This window comes from Rhodococcus sp. 008 (assembly GCF_001682295.1).
Classification (GTDB): Bacteria; Actinomycetota; Actinomycetes; order Mycobacteriales; family Mycobacteriaceae; genus Rhodococcus_F; species Rhodococcus_F qingshengii.
Genome location: NZ_CP012749.1, coordinates 4,157,714 through 4,176,823, shown reverse-complemented (window position 1 = coordinate 4,176,823; position 19,110 = coordinate 4,157,714). Strand labels below are relative to the sequence as shown.

The window sequence follows — 19,110 nt, the reverse complement described above, 5'->3', positions numbered from 1 at the left end:
ATATCTGCGAAAACGGCATATCCGGCGCGCTCTCCGAGTCCTTTTCAGACCGCTCGGTACCGTGGACACGACACGGGCAGGCGCCTCACCAGAGCAGACGTCGCGTAGTACGAAAGGCAATCCCATGAATCACGGCCAGGCCGTCGATCGCGATCTCCTCCTTGCAGGCCAACAGCGACTCGACGCGCGGGGGCCACGATTGACGGGATCACCTTCACACCACGCGGTGGTGGAGGAAGTCGCGAACGAACTGACCGAACTGGGCCTCGAAGTCCGGCGTGATTCACACACTTTCGAACGCTGGGATCTGCCGGCGACACCTGACGGACTTCGCATCGAATTGCCCACGGGGCCGATCAAGGTTTCGTCCGCATTCCCCTACTCGGGATTGACCGGCCCTCAGGGAATCTCCGCTCCCCTGGTCCACGTCAGCGCGCGACGCCCCAAGTGGTCCTTGGCCAAGGGCGCGATCGCAGTGATCGAGGTCCCGCACATCGATCTTCCCCGCAAACTACTGGTCAGCGAGTGGGGTCCGATCGCCACCGACGAGACTCTTCGAAATCCGGTTCTCTCCGCGACTCTTCTTGGCCCGAAACTCGACAAGGCCCGCAAAGCCGGAGTGCTCGGCGTGATCGCGGTGTGGCGTGACATCGCTCCGGACAACGCGCTGGGACAATATCTTCCGTTCACGCAGCCGTACCACGACATCCCCGCCGTCTGGGTGGCCGGCGACGAGGGCAGGAAGGTTGTCGCTGCAGCTCGTTCCGGCCAGCGGGCCACTCTGGTTCTGGATGCAACTCTGCATCCGGACACCCGGACCGACACGGTGTGGGCGGTATCCCCGGGGACATCACCGGAAGAGACGATTCTGCTCATCACTCACAGCGACGGAACCAACGGCGTCGAGGAGAACGGGCATCTGGGCATGTTGGCCTTGGCGCGTCACGCCGTCGCGCAGCCGCATCGACGGTCGTACGTTTTTGTGCTGACGACCGGCCACCTTCGTATTCCAGCGGTGTCCAAGCACGGACAGGCAACGTCCACCTGGCTCGAAGCGCACCCCGAGATGTGGAACGGCGAAGACGGTCAGGCGCGCGCAGTAGCGGGGATCGCAATCGAACACCTCGGCGCACTGGGTGATACAGAGAACACCTCGACCGGCAGCTATTCGTTGGAGACCACTCCGGAACCGGAACTGCTCTACGCGACGAGTCGGGAAGTACACGACATCGTTGCACCGCTGTGGCGCGACATCGGGGCGGGCGATCGCCGAATCGTGGCGCCGGGACCGGTCATTCATTTCGGTGAGGGTGAACCATTGTTCGAGCGGAAGATACCGGCGGTCGCCTTGGTGACGGCGCCGCAGTACCTGCTCGCTCTGCGGGATGCCGCCGCCGTCACGCACGTCGATCTCGACGCGATGGTCAAACAGGTCGAAAGTTTCCGCGATCTGCTCGACGCCTTCGACGCAACCGACACCGCGGCTTTCGGTCCGGTGGTCTCGCGCTCGGTGTTCGCGAAGTTCTCGGCGCTACTTCAGTTGATGCAGATTTTGTCGAAAGCCAAGAAATAGTGCTGTGCGCCTTTATTAACCGCGGGCGGTTAATAAAGGCGCACAGCACTTGGGGTTACTTGTCGTGAATGATCACGCCACGGATGTTCTTGCCGTCACGTAGATCCTGGTAGCCCTTGTTGACGTCTTCGAGGCTGTAGGTGTTGGTGATCAGTTCGTCGAGCTTGAGCTGACCGGCATCGTAGAGACGCAGCAGTCGCACGATGTCGTACTGCGGATTCATGGACCCGAACAACGTGCCCTTGATCGTCTTCTGATTCAGCGTCAGGTCGGTACCCGACACGTGAACGGTCAGCTTGGCGGGGTCGGCGAGTCCCGTGATCACCACGGTGCCACCCTTGCCGATCACTGCCGTCGCTGCACTGACCACGTCCTCGTCGACGGTGCCGACAAGGATGAGCGCAGCGTCGGCACCCTGTCCCCACGTCAGCTCGTTGACCTTGGCAGCAGCGCTCTCGGCGTCTGCAAAGGCATGGGTTGCACCGAACTTCAGTGCGGTCTCACGCTTGAGAGCAACCGGATCGACCACAACGACGTACTTGCAGCCGGCCGAAACGGCGCCCTGGACGGCGTTGATGCCGAGACCACCGATGCCGTAGATCACAGCGGTGTCACCGGCGCGAAGGTTACCGGCATTTACTGCCGTTCCCCAACCCGAAGGCACGCCGCAGCCGACGACCACCGCTGTCTCCAAGGGAAGCCAGTCGTCGATCTTGACTACCGAGTGCTGAGAAATGGTGGCGCGCTCGGAGAACGTTCCCAACATGCACATTCCGCCGAAATCCATTCCGTTGCCGTGGAAACGGAAGGAACCGTCGGGCATCGAGCCTTCGAGGATGGTGGCACCCATGTCGCAGAGGTTCTGGCGACCGGTCGAGCAGTAGCGACAGGTGCCGCAGTTGGGGATGAAGCTACACACGACATGGTCGCCCGGCTTGACCTTCGTGACGCCTGGGCCGACCTCTTCGATGATGCCCGAGCCTTCGTGTCCGCCGACGATCGGGTAACGCGGCGGGAGATCACCGTCGGTCAGGTGCAGATCCGAATGGCACAGTCCGGCAGCGGTGTACTTGATCAGTACCTCACCCACACCCGGGCCGTCGAGGTCGAGTTCCATGATCTCGAAAGGCTTTCCGGGCTCGAGCAGTACAGCAGCTTTGGTCTTCACTGGTGATCTCCTTGATTGTCGGACGAGAGAATGAGCGATGGGGTCGGTCAGAGAGCGATGTTGACGGCCTTGGTCTGGGTGTAGAGATCGATAGCCGAAGCGCCGAGCTCGCGGCCCCAGCCGGACTGCTTGTATCCACCGAAGGGCATTGCAGTGTCGAAGCCGTTGTACTGGTTGATCCACACCGAACCGGCCTTCAAGCGCTTCGCCGTGCGGTGAGCCTTGGAAATGTCCCGGGTCCAGATGCCGGCGGCCAAGCCGTAGATGGAATCGTTTGCGGCAGTGATCGGTCCGTCGTCCGCGTTGAACGGCAGCGCCGCCACGACGGGTCCGAAGATCTCCTCCTGAACGATGGAGAATTCGGGCTTGACGTCAACGAAGACGGTCGGCTCGACGAAGTAGCCCTGATCGCCCCAGCGGTTGCCGCCCGTCAGTGCACGTGCGCCGTCGGCGATTCCCTCACGCAGGTAGCCGGTCACCTTGTCGAACTGCTCCTGCGAGACCAGCGGTCCGAGCTGGGTGGTGGGATCGAGGCCGGGTCCGATCTTGACCTGGCTCGCTGCGTGCGCGACGGCCTCGGTGAACTTCTCGAAGATGGTGTCCTCGACGTACAGACGAGTACCCGCAACGCAGCACTGTCCGTGGTTGAACAGCCACGCGTTGAGCGAACCCTCCACCGCGGAATCGAAATCGGCGTCGGCGAACACGATATTGGGGCTCTTGCCACCGAGCTCGAGCGTAACCTTCTTCAGATTGCCCTTGGCGGCGTCGACGATCTTCTTACCCACCTCGGTGGAACCGGTGAACGCAACCTTGTCCACGTCGTCGTGGCCGGACAGAGCAGCACCTGCATCGCCGAAGCCGGGAACGATGTTGACGACGCCGGGCGGGAAGCCTGCTTCTTCGAAGACCTCCGCGAGAAGCAGTGCGGTGAGCGGGGTCTGCTCAGCGGGCTTGAGGATCACCGTGTTGCCGGCGGCGAGCGCGGGGGCGAGCTTCCACGACGACATCAGCAGCGGGAAGTTCCACGGCACGATCAGTCCACAGACGCCGATTGCCTCACGCAGGGTGTAGGCGTGGAACTCGCCGCCCGGAGAGAAGGGCATCGACACGTTGACAGTGCTGCCTTCGATCTTGGTGGCCCAACCCGCGTAGTAGCGGAAAACGTCTGCGGCCCAAGCCACGTCGACGGCGGTGGCGATGGCAACGGACTTGCCGTTGTCGAGAGCTTCGAGCTGACCGAATTCCTCGGCACGAGCACTGAGAATGTCGCCGACGCGCCAGATCATCCGCTCGCGCTCGTTTGCCTTCATACGTGACCAGGGGCCGTCCTCGAAAGCCGTTCGAGCGGCCCGTACCGCGCGGTCGATGTCTTCAGCCTGGCCGTGTGCCACGTCTGCGAGCTTCTGTCCGTCAGCCGGGTTGTACGTCGCGAAGGTCTGACCCGAAGCGGCGTCGACGAATTCGCCGCCGATGTAGAGCTTCTTCGGTCCGTTCAGGAAACCCTGTACCGCGGAACTGATGGTGTGTTCGGCTACTGCCGTCATCGGAAACTCCCCTGAAGTAGTGAGGTGCGAATGTGATGCACGCCATACTTCCGCGCTTCCAGGGGTGCTAACTGTCCGAACTTTGTACAACTGAAGTCGGACAGCAAACTACACAGTAATGTCGAGCGCCCGCATCCGTGTATAGAGAGTGCTTCGGCTGATTCCGAGTTGCGCCGACGCGTGAACCTTGTTGCCGCCGCAGTCTTTCAACGCTCCGATGATCGCCTGGCGCTCGGCTTTCTCCCGCCCTGCCAACCGCGACACCTTGGTCGTGGTGCGATAGTCCTCGGGCAGATCAGCGACGTCGATGCGATTGCTCGAGCGTTCATCCGAAGCGCGATTCAACACGACGCGCAATTCGGCCAGGTTGCCCGGCCAGTTGGCCGCCGCGAGTGCTTCGGCAGCGCTGGCGGTCAACCTCAGTTCTGGCGAGATCCCCTCCAACATGACTTGTGCCAACTCGGCGATCTCAGCCTGTCGCTCGCGCAGTGGGGTGATGACAACCCGGGAGGCGCATCGTGAGAGCAGCGCGGCGATGGTCGGCGGAAGATCAACTGCCGCTCCGCTGGTCAGTACGATTTTCGGCCCCTCGGCGCTGGCGTCGATCAGGTCTGCGACCAGCGGCAACACCGAGTCAGGAAGGAGTTGTACCTGTTCGATCACGACCACGCCCGAACGCTTACGGGCTGCTCGCACGAGATCGGTGACCCACTGCTCACGGCCGTCGAACGCGATTCGCGTGGCATCGAGCCAACTCGCATCGACACTGCCGACGACATCCGATGCTGCCGAGGTTCGGCCGGATCCCGCTTCACCAGAGATCGCCACGGCGGCAGAGGTTGCCCGCGCCCGCATCAGGTCGCGCCGCAGTCGTTCGCCCGGAGACGGTGCCCGCTCGTGCGTTCTGCGGATCGGTGCCCGTTCCCGTTGGAGTGGTTCGACCAGGAAGAGCGCACCACCGTCAGCCCCGGAAATCCGGTCGGCTTGAACTCGCGCCAGAGCGCCGGACGCCAATTCGACTGTCACCAATCGTGATTGGTCCGGATTCAGGTCGGCAATCAAGGAACGGAGCGATACATGGTCTGCGGTGTCGAGCAAATCCAAAGCGGTTCGGTTGCTCAGCAGGATGTCGTCGCCGATGGCCGCGACGGCAATGTGGCGCTGATGTGAAACTCGCTGGAATGCGTCGACCAGCCGCTGCTCCGATGCTTTCGAGCCTTCGAGCAACCGTTTCTCGATGTCCGCTGCAGCACGCGCAAGGAAGGGCGCGAACAGTGGGTTGGCCTGCGAGACAACGCCGGTCATGTCGAGAATGCCCTCGACACGACGTGTGACGGGATGCAGGATCGGCTGTCCGTAGCAGCTCAAACCCTTGAGACTGTCGAGGAAATGCTCGTCACCGTGGATCACCACGCTTCGTCCGACCTCGAGGGGCGTACCAAGCGCGTTGGTGCCGGCGTGCTCTTCACCGAAGCGTGAACCGTTGACGACACCCAACCGCTCGATCGTTCGCTCGACGCGACTGTCGGAGTACACCGAAGCGACCACGCGGCATTCGCGATCAGCAAGCAGCACGCAGAAACCGGTGCCCGCGATCTGTTGCGAAACTTCGTCGAGCACGGGTGCGGCGGCCCGGAGCAGACGAGACTCACCGTCCTGCTCCTCGGTGTCCACGGCGATGGCCGACGACGGGTCGAGGCCACTGAGTCGAGAACGCTTCCAGGAGAGCGCGATCTCGGGGCGTACCGGCTCACGCTCCCCTGGGTTCGCGGACATACTCTCAGGCCTGACCGATCAATTCGATCGCCTGTTCTCGCATCGCGATCTTGCGGACCTTGCCCGTGACTGTCATCGGGAACTCGTCGACGACATGGACGTACCGCGGAATCTTGTAGTGCGCGAGCTTGCCGGTGCAGAACGCGCGGACCGAATCGGCGTCGAGATCGTCTGCACCTTCGCGCATCTGGACCCACACCATCAATTCCTCGCCGTACTTTGCGTCGGGTACGCCGATGACCTGCGCATCGAGAATGTCGGGGTGGGTGTAGAGAAACTCCTCGATCTCACGCGGATAGACGTTCTCGCCACCGCGGATGACCATGTCCTTGATGCGTCCCGTGATGGCGACGTATCCGGCCTCGTCCATGACTCCGATGTCTCCGGTGTGCATCCACCGGGCAGCGTCGATCGCCTCGGCGGTCTTCTCCGGGTTCTCCCAGTATCCGAGCATGACCGAGTAACCACGCGTGCACAGTTCACCCGGCTCGCCGCGGGGCACCGTCAATCCGGTTGCCGGATCGACGATCTTGATCTCGAGATGCGGCCCTACCCGGCCGACCGTTTCGGTGCGCTGCTCGATCGAATCGTCCGAGCGGGTCTGCAACGACACCGGCGAGGTCTCCGTCATGCCGTAGCAGATGGACACCTCCGACATGCCCATGCGATCGATGACCTGCTTCATCACCTCGACCGGGCAGGGCGAGCCCGCCATGATGCCGGTGCGAAGGGACGACAGATCGAAGCTGTCGAAGTCAGGCAACGCCAACTCCGCGATGAACATCGTCGGAACGCCGTAGAGGGACGTGCACTTTTCAGCCTGAACGGCTTCGAGCGAAGCACGCGGATCGAAAGCCGGACCCGGAATGACCATGGCAGCACCGTGACTGGTGCACGCAAGGTTGCCCATCACCATGCCGAAACAGTGGTAGAACGGCACCGGGATGCACACCCGATCGACCTCGCTGTAGTGGCACAACTCGCCGACGAAATAGCCGTTGTTGAGGATGTTGTGGTGACTGAGCGTCGCGCCCTTCGGGAAACCGGTAGTACCCGAGGTGTATTGGATGTTGATCGCGTCGTCGGCCGACAACGCGGCCTGGGCTGCGGCGAGCGGAGCCGGATCGCTTGCCTGCGCCGCCAAGCCGTCTGCAAGCACCGCGTCCCACTCGGGTGAACCGAGCAGGAGCACCGACGTCAGATCCGGGCACTGCGGCCGCACCGTCTCGATCATCGACGCGTAGTCCGAGGTCTTGAAGCTGGCCGCAGACACCAGCGTCGAGATCCCGGCCTGCTCGAGCACGTACTGCAACTCGTGCGAGCGGTACGCCGGATTGATGTTGACCAGGATCGCGCCGACCTTTGCCGTCGCGTATTGCGTGAACGTCCATTCCGGACAGTTGGGAGCCCAGATTCCTACCCGATCGCCCTTCCCCACACCACGGGAAAGTAGTCCGGCAGCGAGCCCGTTCACCTGCTCGGCGAACTCCCGGTACGTCCATCGTCGACCGCTGGCGTGGTCGATCAACGCATCGCGGTCGCCGTGTGCGGCAACCGTGCGATCGAGGTTGTCTCCGATGGTGTCGCCCAGCATCGGACCGTCCCATACTCCGGACGTATAGCTGGGCAGCGGCGTACTCATGTGTTCTGTCCTCTCCGGTTACCTGTTCAGGCACCTATGAGAGGGGCCGCCGCAGCGGACCCTCTCATCTACGAATTTACTCGATTCGGTGTGATGCACGACATACTTCCCGGTGCGGGGTGGCCGTAACTGTTCAGAGTCCGGACACCCCACCCGCCTGCTGTGCGCCTTTATTAACCGCCGGCGGTTAATAAAGGCGCACAGTGGTTACAGCGCGTGGTCCTTGGTCTCGACGAGCGCCCAGGTGCAGACCAGACTCACCACACCGAGGATTGCCAACATGATTCCGATGGCCATACTCCCGTAGGCCGAGGCCAGCGGTGCGGCGATCAGCGGCGGCACTGCGCCGCCGAGCACTCCGGCGAGGTTGTAGCCGAGGCCGGCACCGGTGTAGCGGTAGCGGGTCTGGAACATTTCCGGAAGTAGCGCACCGCAGGGGCCGTACGCGATTCCGAAGATCATCAGCGTGCCGAACATGCCGAGGATGAACGCGATCGGTGTTCCGGTGTCCAGGAGCGGGAACAGAATGAGCGCCCACACCACAGCCAGACCACAAGAGATCATGATGACCTTGCGACGCCCGATGCGGTCCGAGTACAGGGCGGAGACGATGATCGCGGCACCGAAGACGAAGGCGGAAGCGATACCGACCGACAGGACGAACGGGCGGGAGAAGCCGAGGGTCTTGGTTCCGTAGCTCGTGAGGAACGCCGTGCCCATGTAGAAGAACGCGAACAGGCAAGCGAGGGCGCCGGCCGAGAGGAGGATTTCCTTGGTCTGGAACCGCCAGGCATCCAGGAACGGGAGGGTGCGAGGTGCTTCGTTCTTCTGCTCTGCAACGCGCTCTGCCTGCTCCGCCTTGAAGACCGGGGTCTCCTCGATAGCGAGTCGCATGTAGAGGCCGATGCCGACCAACACGATGGAGAACAAGAACGGGATACGCCAGCCGTAGTCGAGGAAGGCCTGATTGGTGTCGCCGAGAACAGCGCCGGTGATGAGGAATGTACTGCTCGAGAGCACGAAGGCGATTGCGGGGCCGAGCTGCGGGAACATCGCATACAGACCACGTTTGCCCGGTGGGGCGTATTCCGCGGTGAGCAGAGTTGCGCCGGCCCATTCACCACCGACCGCGAAGCCTTGGCCGAATCGCAAGAGCACCAGGATGATCGGAGCCGCAACACCGATGGTTGCCGCACCGGGCAGCAAGCCGATCAGGAGCGTCGAGATACCCATGAGCAGGAGCGTCGAGATCAGCGTCTTCTTGCGACCGATGCGATCACCGAAGTGTCCGAACAACATTGCGCCGACGGGCCGGGCGATGAATGCGACTGCGAAAGTCGCAAACGATGCGACAGTTCCCGCAGTGGCACCGAGCGCGGGGAAGAACACCGTCGGAAAGACAAGTGCCGCAGCGGTTCCGTAGATGAAGAAGTCGTAGAACTCGATAGTCGTGCCGATACAACTCGCGATTGCGACGCGCCGCACACTGGTGGTGTTCTGCGGGGGCTGCGTCGCACCTGCGGCACTCGCACCCCCGGCGCCGGCGGCACTGGTGCCGCCTGTGGGAGAGACTGTGGTCACTCGATTCCTCCGTGGTCCCGTGGTGTCGCCCTGTGGGCATCACCGTCGATAGGAGGAAAGGTAGTGATGTGGCTCACCCCCGCACTACCCCCGAAAGGGGGTAGGAGTGATCTCGGTCACCACTTGTATGCAATGGTAACGAGTTTCACGACCCTCGACATGCCGCAGGCCGTCCGATTCGTTCTCACGAATCGGACGGCCCTCGAGAAACGGCGTCACGGTGCAACACTACGGATCAAGCCTTACCGGCAGCCCCGAACAGTTCCTGACGGATCTCGCCCCACACCGTGGCGTAGGAGTCGATGATCGGTTCGGAAATCCACTTGGACTCCCCGGCTTGCACTTTCGCGAGAGCATCCGAGAAGAGATCCTGGTAACGAGACAACCGCGGAACGAATGCCGACAGATCGTCGAACAGGTTTGCAGCCCGGCGATCCAACTCTGCAAGGGAATCCGAATCTGCGTCGTCGATGAGCGCGGCGAACTCCTCGTCCAAGGGAAGGAACGCCTCGTACACCTCAGCGATGGAGTCCTCGTCGATCGAGACGCGCTCGGCGTCCAACTGATCTTCGAGTTCTGCCAAACCTTTCTCGGTCAGGCTGATGGCGTTTTCCGCTTCGACCGCTTTGCCCTGCGCGACAAGTGCGTCGTACGCAGCTTGACCGGAAGCCGAGCTGACGCCCAGGTGCTCGGCCAGGACGACCGCTCCGACCCGCTCCTTGAGACGTACTGCTTGGAGCAGTGCCAACTCGTCCACATTGCCAGCGAAGGCCATCGATTTCTCCTACTCACGTGCCGCCTCTGCGGCTCCAGCATCACAGCGGACACCCGTGGGTTTCCGCAGCCCGACAAAGGGCTCGACAGAATCAGATCACACCCCGATCGATCGTTGTGAAGTCACCGCGACAAGTCGACCGTCACGCGACGGTATCGGCCTGATCGGGGATCACGCTGCCGTCTGCGCGAGTCACGGCACCTTTCTCCCCGGCCGCGTCGGTGTAAGCATCGGTCGAGCAGCGATAGGGAGCATCCGCCTGTGCTTTCGGTTCGATGAACATGGGGTTGACCAGCCATTTCCCGTCACTGTTGTCGTAGGCATTGCACATCAGTTCGGGATTGTTGCGGTTGATCACCAGGCGCGCGCCGGTCGCATCTCCGAGGAACGTCACGTCGGTGACAGAATCACCGGCAGCAAATACCTGACGTCGATCGGCGGCCAACTGCTCGAACGCCGTAGGCCCTTGAACCCCGTAGACAACCTCGTTGACCTGGCACCGTTTGCCGTCGATGTACGGAATGACCGAGTCGTCGCCGTCCGCAACGCCACCACACCCACGCAGGCGCCCGGTGAGAACCCCGCCCTCGACGATGGGCCGAACTCCCATCACGTGATCGGCGTCCAATCCCAGCTGTTCCGCCCAGACTCGAACGACCGGTTCGGCCGACGCGGAGATGATCCGCACGTCGAATCCATGAGCGCCGAGGGATTTCACCAAATCTTCGATTTGCGCGTAGTACCGCACCGAGCCGTCGACTTCCGTCGTACCGACGGTCTGATCGGATCCTTCTGCAGCAGCGAGATTCTCGGCACGCGCTGCGCGGGCGTACTCGGTGACCTCGTCCTCGGTGTGCCCTGCCATCAACTGCACGGCCCACGCGTATGCGGCTTTTGTCCGGCGGTGATCGTAACCGTCGAATGCGGCCTGCCCGTCGCGAGTCTTCTCTTCGAGTACCGCAACGATCTCGTCCGCGCAGTCCAAGTCGGTGCTGGTTGCCAACGGTTGCCCCGGCGCGGTCTCGGAGCCGCACGCGGCGGAAAGTGCGGCAGCGCCGGCTGGCGTCATGAAGCGGCTGGTGGTTGCCCAGTCCCCTCCGGCAGGCTGTAACACCTTGTTGTTCTTGATCATCCAGAATGCAGTGGCGCTTCCGATGTCGTTCTTGACAACTGTGTTGTCCCAGTCGAAGAGCGCCAACGGAGCTCCGTCATCGACATCACCTGCAGCTCCACACGTTCCGAACTCCGTCATCATGGCATCCAACGTCACACGGTTGTCGCCGTACCACGCAAGACTGGGATCCAACAACGCGCAGGATGAACCACTCTGCGCCACATCTTCTTTCGGGGCGCTCTCGGCCGAACTACATGCAGTTGCACTCAACAGGACACTACCTACCGCCAACGCGCACAGGGCGCGAGAATGCAGCGAACGGAACATCGATTCCCTCGTTTTCGTCGTGATTCGGGTACGACGGCATACCCGAGTGTCGATCGACCCGGGTATGCCGTGCAGTTGTCAATTAATCGAGCGTCAGCACTTCTCCCGACGCAACGGCGTCGGCGCGAGAGGTGTCCTTGAGGTCGACGCCGGAGCGGCCCAACTGGCGCGCTCCCGTCACCAATCCCAGGACGACACGAGCAGCCTGCTCGTATCCGAGGCCCTCGGGTGGGTGGACATTGGAAATGCAGTTTCGATCCGCGTCGGTACGACCGACGCGGGGAAGGTGAGTCAGATAAATCCCGACGCTGTCCGCAACGGAGAGCCCTGGACGTTCGCCGATCAGGACGATCGCCGTCTGCACTCCCATCGCGGCAGCAATGTGATCACCCAGTGCCACACGGGCATTCGTGGCGATCACGGGCGGCGCGATCGAGTACCGCTCCCCCAACACCGTGACCAACGCAGACAGTAATTGCTCGCCGTGGTCCATCAGTGCTCGCGGCGAGAGTCCGTCGGCGAGGATGAACCCGATTTCCTTGTCGGAACTCGCGATCGCACCCAGGTCAGCCGGTTGGCGCCCCAGGTCGGGTCTCCGGAGATACTCACTGCGGGTGGAGACGCTGCTCGCGACCACCACCGGCGCCCCGATGCCCACCCCTTCGACCCGACTGGCAAGCGTCTCGGAGTCGAGTGGCTCGTGGACCGCGTCGCGGGCTGCGGCGTGAGCTGCCTTGAATTCGAGAACCCGCTTGGTGGGCAACGAATCTCCGGCACGCCCCAGCCCGATACGCGATTGTGTGGTCTTGCGCAGTGGACCCCAGAAATCGAGGATCGGTGCCTGATCCTCGGTCATGAGTTCACCGTCAAAGCCCGCAACGGCGACATTTCGGCATCGATCGGAAGAACCCGACCGTTTGCGTCGGTCATCCCCAAGTTGTGGAGCCAGGTCTCGAACTCCGGGGCGGGCTGCAAACCGAGAACCTTACGCACATACAGCGCGTCGTGGAACGCCAGACTTTGATAGCCGAGCATCACGTCGTCGGCGCCGGGCACCGCGATCACGAACGCCGCGCCGGCGACGCCCAGCAAAGTGAGCAGGTTGTCCATGTCGTCTTGATCGGCTTCGGCGTGGTTGGTGTAGCAGACGTCCACTCCCATCGGCAGCCCGAGGAGTTTTCCGCAGAAGTGATCCTCCAAGCCCGCGCGAATGATCTGCTTGCCGTCGTAGAGATACTCGGGACCGATGAAGCCGACCACGGTGTTGACCAGCAGCGGTTCGAGATCACGTGCCACTGCGTATGCCCTGGTCTCGAGTGTCTGCTGATCGACCGGGGCTCCGCCGGTGCCGTAGTGGGCACCTGAGCTGAGGGCGGACCCCTGCCCCGTCTCCAGGTACATGACGTTGTTGCCGACCGTTCCGCGGTTCAAGGAGCGCCCGGCCTCGTTGCCCTCACGCAGGAGCGGAATGTTCACTCCGAAACCGGAATTGGCGCCTTCGGTACCGGCAATCGATTGGAAGACAAGATCGACCGGCACCCCCGATTCGATCAGTCCGATCGTGGTGGTCACGTGCGAGAGCACGCACGACTGAGTCGGGATCTCGAATCGCTGACGGATGTCGTCGAGCAGGTGGAGCAGATCCGAGGTGGCCTGGGGTGAGTCCGTCGCGGGGTTGATACCGATGACGGCGTCGCCACATCCCATCAGGAGACCGTCCAATGTGGCCGCCGCGATGCCGCGTGGATCGTCTGTCGGGTGGTTTGGTTGGAGTCGCGTGCTCAGCCGGCCGGGCAGTCCGATGGTCGTACGGAACCCCGCGGTCACGGTGATGGCCTTCGCGACGGCGATCAGGTCCTGATTGCGCATGATCTTGCTGACCGCCGCAACCATCTCGGGGGTGAGCCCGGGACTTACGGCGGACAACCGTGCGGAAGCTTCCGGCGCCGACGCGGTCTCGAGCAACCAGTCTCGTAGTCCGCCAACAGTCAGGTGGGCCACCGGCGCAAAGGCCAGGCGATCGTGGCTGTCGATGATGAGCCTGGTTACCTCGTCGTCCTCGTACGGAACCAACAGATCTTCGAGGAACACCGTCAACGGAAGATCAGCCAGAACCCATTGAGCAGCAGCACGTTCGGCGTCGGAGCTTGCCGCGCAACCGGCTAGTTCGTCACCCGACCGCAGTGGTGTCGCTTTTGCCATCAGATCGACGAGACCGTCGAACGAGTAGTTGGTTCCGGATACCTGCTGGTGATACTTGGCCATCCCGCGACTCATCCCAATTCTTCTTCCGCCTGTGCAAGTACAGCAAACTCCTCGTCCGGCGAGTTGGCAACAAGGTGGTGACGACTGTAGAGACCGAAGTACGCCATCAGAACTCCGAAGGCAACCAACGTCAGCAATGCCGCAACGGGATCGACCAGGAAGGTGGCCACCACCGACACTGCCGCGATCACGAGCGCAAACGAGGTGGTGGCGATACCGCCGGGCGTGCGGTACGGGCGCGGCATGTTCGGCTCACGCTTACGAAGAACGATGTGACTCACCATCATCAGGACGTAGCTTACTGCCGCGCCGAACACCGCCATGTTGAGCAACATTGCACCTTCACCGGTGAGTGAGAGCGCGAAGCCGATGATTCCGGGTACGACGAGCGCGAGAGTGGGGGCCTTGCGCTTGTTGGTCACCGACAGGTTCTTCGGCAGATAGCCGGCGCGGGAGAGCGCAAACGTCTGGCGTGAGTAGGCGTACATGATCGAGAAGAAGCTCGCGACCAGACCGGCAAGTCCGATGTAGTTGACGGCCTTTGCCGCTCCGCTGTCCCCCAGAGCCTCGACGAGCGGATTTCCGGAGGTGGACAGGGCGTCTGCGCCGAGCGCACCGGTGGCGAGGAAGAGAACCGTTGCGCCTGTGACGATCAGGATCAACATGCTGATGATGATGCCGCGGGGGACGTTCTTCTCCGGCTCACGTGCTTCCTCGGCGGCCAGCGGTACACCTTCGACCGCAAGGAAGAACCAGATCGCGAAGGGCACGGCGGCCCAGATTCCGAGCAGACCGAATGGCAGGAACGACGACGATCCGACTGCGCTGGTGTCGACGGCGATATCGGTGAGGTTGGACGAATCGAAAAGGCCGACAGCCGAAACCGCGAACACGACCAGGCCGACGAGTGCAATGGCGGTGATGATGAACATCGCCTTGAGTGCCTCACCGGCGCCGGTGAGGTGAATGCCGATGAAGATCGCGTACACCGCGAGGTACACCCACCAGCCGTCGGTGATCCCGAACAGGTTCAGGGACTCGACGTACGCACCGATGAAGGTCGCGATCGCTGCGGGTGCTATCGAGTACTCGATGAGAATTGCTGTGCCGGTGGCAAATCCGCCCCAGGGCCCTATGGCCCGTCTGGCAAACGTGTATCCACCACCAGCGGCAGGAAGTGCCGACGACATCTCGGCCATACCGAGCACCATCGCCAGGTACATACCCGCGATGACAACCGCCGCGATGAGAAGGCCACCGAAACCACCTTCGGCCAGACCGTTGTTCCAGCCGGCGTAGTCACCGGAAATCACATAGCTGACACCCAACCCCGCAAGCAGCACCCACCCTGCTGTTCCCTTTCGGAGTGTTCGTTTCTCCAGATACGAATTGTCTTCCGCATGGAAGTCTGCGCCGTCGTGGTGTGCACCCGCGGCACCGGCGTTTTTGCCGGTTGCGTGGTCGGAAAGAGACATGTCCATCCTCTGAATCGGTCAAGAATGAGACGACGCACGGTGGATGCGTCGCGTGAAATGAACGGTATGTGGGCGATGTACGGAGAAGGTCGCCTGGAGATGACCGTGCTGTTAACTGGCTGTCATGTGAGCGGCCCCGAGTCTGTTCAGATCTTCTTCAGGCTGCCGTTCTCAGGATCGGGCGGCCGCGCCCGGCACCGGGCAGGCGTCGACGGCCTCGGCGACCACCTGGGGAACCGTCGGGGGCAAAGGACGCACGCCCGCTTCCCAATCAGCGCCCACGAGAATGCTCGACGCGCCGAGTGCTTCGTTTTCGTCCGGTGTGAATGCCCTTGCTCGACTGAGGAATCTGAATCCTTCAGGAGACTCCAGGCTGAATCCACTGCCGCGGCCGGGCACGACGTCCAGTACCAACTGGGTGTGCTTCCAGGCTTCGAACTGTGATCCGGAAATCCAGACCTGTACAGCGTCGGTTCCGGTGGGAAGGTCTTCGGGAGTCTCTCCGACAGCAAGTCGGAGATCGACGATTCCGAGTAGTACGTCACGGTCCCCGACGATGAATTCGCCTGAGGGATAACACATCGGGGCCGAGCCGTCGCAGCATCCGCCGGATTGATGCATCATCAGTTCGCCGTGAGTCCCGCTGAGGCGGCGCAGGAGGTCAGCCGCCCCAGCGGTGGTCACCAACCGGGGTGGAACGGCGCCGGTATCGGGTGTGTCCGTGGCGCTCATTCCAACCTCCGTGTGTTTGTGCAGGTTTCGCGTGTTGCAGTCTTGCTCACCGGCACCCGCAGCGAGGGGCTCACGGGTGCCGGTGGGTAGATCAGAAGAAGCCCTGAGCCTTCTGGGCGTAGCTGACCAGGAGGTTCTTGGTCTGCTGGTAGTGCGAGAGCATCATCAGGTGGTTCTCGCGGCCGATGCCGGACTGCTTGTATCCACCGAAAGCTGCGTGTGCCGGGTACTGGTGGTACGTGTTGGTCCAGACGCGACCGGCTTGGATGTCGCGGCCTGCGCGGTAAGCAACTCCGCCGTCGCGGGACCAGACACCGGCGCCCAAACCGTAGAGCGTGTCGTTGGCGATTTCGATGGCCTCGTCGTAGTCCTTGAACGAGGTGACCGAGACGACGGGTCCGAAGATCTCTTCCTGGAAGATGCGCATCTTGTTGTTGCCGGTGAACACCGTCGGCTGGACGTAGTAGCCGCCGGACAGGTCTCCGCCAAGTTCGGCTCGCTCACCACCGGTGATGACCTTGGCGCCTTCGGCCTTGCCGATCTCGATGTACGAGAGGATCTTCTCGAGCTGATCGTTGCTGGCCTGGGCACCGATCATGGTGTCGGTGTCGAGCGGATCCCCTTGGCGCACAGCCTTGGTGCGGATGGCTGCCATCGCGAGGAACTCGTCGAAGATGTCTTCCTGGATCAGCGAACGTGACGGGCAGGTGCAGACCTCGCCCTGGTTGAGGGCGAACATCGTGAAGCCCTCGAGTGCCTTGTCCTGGTAGTCGTCGTTTGAGGCGAGAACGTCGGAGAAGAAGATGTTGGGGCTCTTGCCACCGAGTTCGAGGGTGACGGGGATAAGGTTCTGCGACGCGTACTGCATGATCAGGCGACCGGTGGTGGTCTCACCGGTGAACGCGATCTTCTTGATACGCGGGCTGGACGCGAGCGGCTTTCCGGCCTCGACGCCGAAGCCGTTGACGATGTTGAGAACACCGGCAGGCAGCAGGTCACCGATGATGCCGATGAGGTGCAGGATCGAGACTGGCGTCTGCTCGGCAGGCTTGAGCACGATGGCATTGCCGGCAGCGAGGGCGGGGGCAAGCTTCCACACGGCCATGAGGATCGGGAAGTTCCACGGAATGATCTGGCCGACTACGCCGAGCGGCTCGTGGAAGTGGTACGCCACGGTGTCGGAGTTGATCTCCGAGAGCGAACCTTCCTGTGCGCGAATAGCTCCCGCGAAGTATCGGAAGTGATCGATGGCGAGCGGAATGTCGGCGTTGAGGGTCTCGCGGATCGGCTTGCCGTTGTCCCACGACTCGGCGAGTGCGATGGATTCGAGGTTCTCCTCCATACGATCAGCGATCTTGTTCAAGATGATCGCGCGCTCGGCGACCGAGGTCTTGCCCCAGGCCGGAGCTGCTGCGTGCGCTGCGTCGAGAGCGAGTTCGATGTCTTCTGCGGTGGAACGAGCCACATCACAGAAATTCTGTCCGGTCACCGGTGTCGGGTTCTCGAAGTACTGACCCTTGACCGGAGCAACCCATTCGTTGCCGATCCAGTTGTCGTATCGAGACTGGAAGGACATGATCGCGTCGGCGGTACCTGGGCGGGCGTACACGGTCATTGCAAGCTCCTATGTAAACGTGTTCTTCCTGGGCGCACCCACCAAATCGGTGACTGCAATCCCACCCCCCGGTGGGGTGTGATTCACAACACTAGGAGTTGCAACGTTGCAAGTACGTTGCGTGCGAGAAACGCGGATGATTCTCAGATGCCCAATTGGCGGTCGAGGAGATCAATTCTTGCCTGGACCTGCGAATACAACGGAGATTGAGGATCCAACGTGGACAGGTAGGCCTCCCACACGACTGAGTCTTCGCGGCCGTGCACCGACGTGGTCCACCGGGCCAGAAGGTTGGCGTCACCTCCACGCAGCAGAGCTGCCTGGACCCTGGTGCGTAGTTCTTCCCGCACCTCTTCGATTCCCGGGGAGGCAGAGCCCGCCAGCACCGGGCCCGAATACAGTTTCATCGCCGTCGCTGCGTCGCCTCGGTCCAACGCTGCCCGCACATCGCCGACATCTGTCGTGAACTCCGTGATGATCCGATAGGGGCGCGAAGCCAGCCGGTCGGCGCCGAAAACCTTACGAAGCCGCGACATTTCCGCGCGAATGGTCACTGCGTCGAGTTCGCCCTCGTCGAGCAGGACCGCAAGGTGGTCGGAGCTGAGACCCTCCGGGTGTTCGGAAAGCAGAAGGAGAATCTCGGCGTGACGCTGCGAAATCGGGATGCGGTCACCGCCGCGAACCAGCGTCGGCCGGCCGGCACCGAATGTTTCGAGGCGCGGAGCCGTGGCACTGAGTGGGATGGGCGAGTTCAAGAGATGGAATCGCAATTCCGATTCGGCGGCCGCGACAGTTGCACGGATCAGTGACAGCACTTCGGGAACCGCAACCCTGGGACCACCGGTGATGTCGATGGCACCAAGGATTTGCCCAGTGGTGGGATCGTGGACGGGTGCGGCCGAACAACTCCAGTCGTGCACGGTTCGGTTGAAATGCTCGGATCCGAAAATCTGTACGGAGTGATCGAGAGCAAGCGCCGTTCCCGGCGCATTGGTGCCGACACGATCTTCGCTCCAATCGGCGCCTTCGACGAAGTTCATGGACAACGCCTTGTCCTTGGCCGAGTTGTCACCCTCCACCCAGAGCAATCGACCGTGTGCGTCACTGATCGCGATCAGTAGTCCGGTCTCGGCAGCATCTTCCACCAGGAGTTTCCGAATCACCGGACGGATCAGTGACATGGGATGCGCGGAGCGATATTTTTCGAGCTCCAACCCTTCGAGCATCTCAGGGTTGCCGACCACATCGGGATTTACCCCCTTGTTGCGGCTACGCATCCAGGACTCGAGTACGACCGAGCGGACATGGGAGTCGTCGGTCAGCCCCTGGCCGGGCACGCCGCGGGCATCGATGAACGACTGATGGGCAGACGAAAGTCGCCGCGCGAGTAACGCGACGTCATCGCCTGGCCTGACCGCCACCCACGGGTTGCCGGGCACAGCCTGTTCACGTGCCATATTTTGCGTTCCTCCGCTCCGTGGACCACTGTAACGCCGATCACAGCCCATAGGCGAGAACGA

Annotated in this window: 14 protein-coding genes; 1 reads left to right on the top strand and 13 read right to left on the bottom strand. The window is 62.3% G+C overall.

All coding sequences use genetic code 11. The features are described from left to right. Positions 1 to 124: 124 nt before the first annotated feature. Complete coding sequence (locus AOT96_RS19570; RefSeq protein ID WP_065352157.1) at positions 125 to 1,573, top strand: hypothetical protein; 1,449 nt, start codon at positions 125 to 127, stop codon at positions 1,571 to 1,573. 55 nt (positions 1,574 to 1,628) lie between these two features. Here the strand turns inward: AOT96_RS19570 and AOT96_RS19565 are convergent, their stop codons facing one another. The 13 genes from AOT96_RS19565 to AOT96_RS19505 all read right to left on the bottom strand — a co-directional run bounded on the left by AOT96_RS19565 (position 1,629) and on the right by AOT96_RS19505 (position 19,047). After that, positions 1,629 to 2,741, bottom strand: a complete 1,113-nt coding sequence (locus AOT96_RS19565) for an NDMA-dependent alcohol dehydrogenase (protein WP_003942086.1) — start codon at positions 2,739 to 2,741, stop codon at positions 1,629 to 1,631. 47 nt (positions 2,742 to 2,788) lie between these two features. Beyond that, on the bottom strand, positions 2,789 to 4,288 hold the full coding sequence (locus AOT96_RS19560; protein WP_019744236.1) for an aldehyde dehydrogenase family protein: 1,500 nt from the start codon (positions 4,286 to 4,288) through the stop codon (positions 2,789 to 2,791). 108 nt (positions 4,289 to 4,396) lie between these two features. Further along, positions 4,397 to 6,064 carry a sigma-54-dependent Fis family transcriptional regulator gene (locus AOT96_RS19555; protein ID WP_003942072.1) on the bottom strand — a complete coding sequence of 556 codons (1,668 nt, stop codon included), beginning with the start codon at positions 6,062 to 6,064 and terminating at the stop codon, positions 4,397 to 4,399. Between the two features lie 4 nt (positions 6,065 to 6,068). Beyond that, entirely contained in the window at positions 6,069 to 7,706 is a 1,638-nt protein-coding gene (locus tag AOT96_RS19550; RefSeq protein ID WP_039973143.1) for an AMP-binding protein, read from the bottom strand. A gap of 207 nt (positions 7,707 to 7,913) precedes the next feature. Continuing rightward, a complete protein-coding gene (locus tag AOT96_RS19545) occupies positions 7,914 to 9,191 on the bottom strand; it encodes an MFS transporter (RefSeq protein WP_020906868.1) in 1,278 nt (425 codons plus the stop codon). A 331-nt stretch (positions 9,192 to 9,522) separates the two neighbouring features. Beyond that, complete coding sequence (locus tag AOT96_RS19540) at positions 9,523 to 10,062, bottom strand: hypothetical protein (protein ID WP_054827683.1); 540 nt, start codon at positions 10,060 to 10,062, stop codon at positions 9,523 to 9,525. Between the two features lie 142 nt (positions 10,063 to 10,204). Beyond that, positions 10,205 to 11,503 carry an HAD family hydrolase gene (locus AOT96_RS19535; protein WP_065352156.1) on the bottom strand — a complete coding sequence of 433 codons (1,299 nt, stop codon included), beginning with the start codon at positions 11,501 to 11,503 and terminating at the stop codon, positions 10,205 to 10,207. Between the two features lie 82 nt (positions 11,504 to 11,585). Beyond that, complete coding sequence (gene eutC, locus AOT96_RS19530; RefSeq protein ID WP_054827682.1) at positions 11,586 to 12,359, bottom strand: ethanolamine ammonia-lyase subunit EutC; 774 nt, start codon at positions 12,357 to 12,359, stop codon at positions 11,586 to 11,588. Continuing rightward, entirely contained in the window at positions 12,356 to 13,780 is a 1,425-nt protein-coding gene (locus AOT96_RS19525) for an ethanolamine ammonia-lyase subunit EutB (protein ID WP_019744243.1), read from the bottom strand. Before AOT96_RS19525 ends, eutC begins: the two co-directional genes overlap by 4 nt. After that, on the bottom strand, positions 13,777 to 15,249 hold the full coding sequence (eat, locus tag AOT96_RS19520; RefSeq protein ID WP_156778955.1) for an ethanolamine permease: 1,473 nt from the start codon (positions 15,247 to 15,249) through the stop codon (positions 13,777 to 13,779). Before eat ends, AOT96_RS19525 begins: the two co-directional genes overlap by 4 nt. A 165-nt stretch (positions 15,250 to 15,414) precedes the next feature. Then, the gene (locus AOT96_RS19515; RefSeq protein WP_003942021.1) at positions 15,415 to 15,975 is read right to left on the bottom strand and encodes a DUF779 domain-containing protein; all 561 of its coding nucleotides are present in this window, start codon (positions 15,973 to 15,975) and stop codon (positions 15,415 to 15,417) included. 91 nt (positions 15,976 to 16,066) lie between these two features. Beyond that, positions 16,067 to 17,590 (bottom strand): aldehyde dehydrogenase, encoded by a 1,524-nt coding sequence (gene adh / locus AOT96_RS19510; protein WP_007730158.1) that lies wholly within the window; start codon positions 17,588 to 17,590, stop codon positions 16,067 to 16,069. 143 nt (positions 17,591 to 17,733) lie between these two features. Beyond that, entirely contained in the window at positions 17,734 to 19,047 is a 1,314-nt protein-coding gene (locus AOT96_RS19505; protein ID WP_007730155.1) for a helix-turn-helix domain-containing protein, read from the bottom strand. Between the last annotated feature and the right edge of the window lie 63 nt (positions 19,048 to 19,110).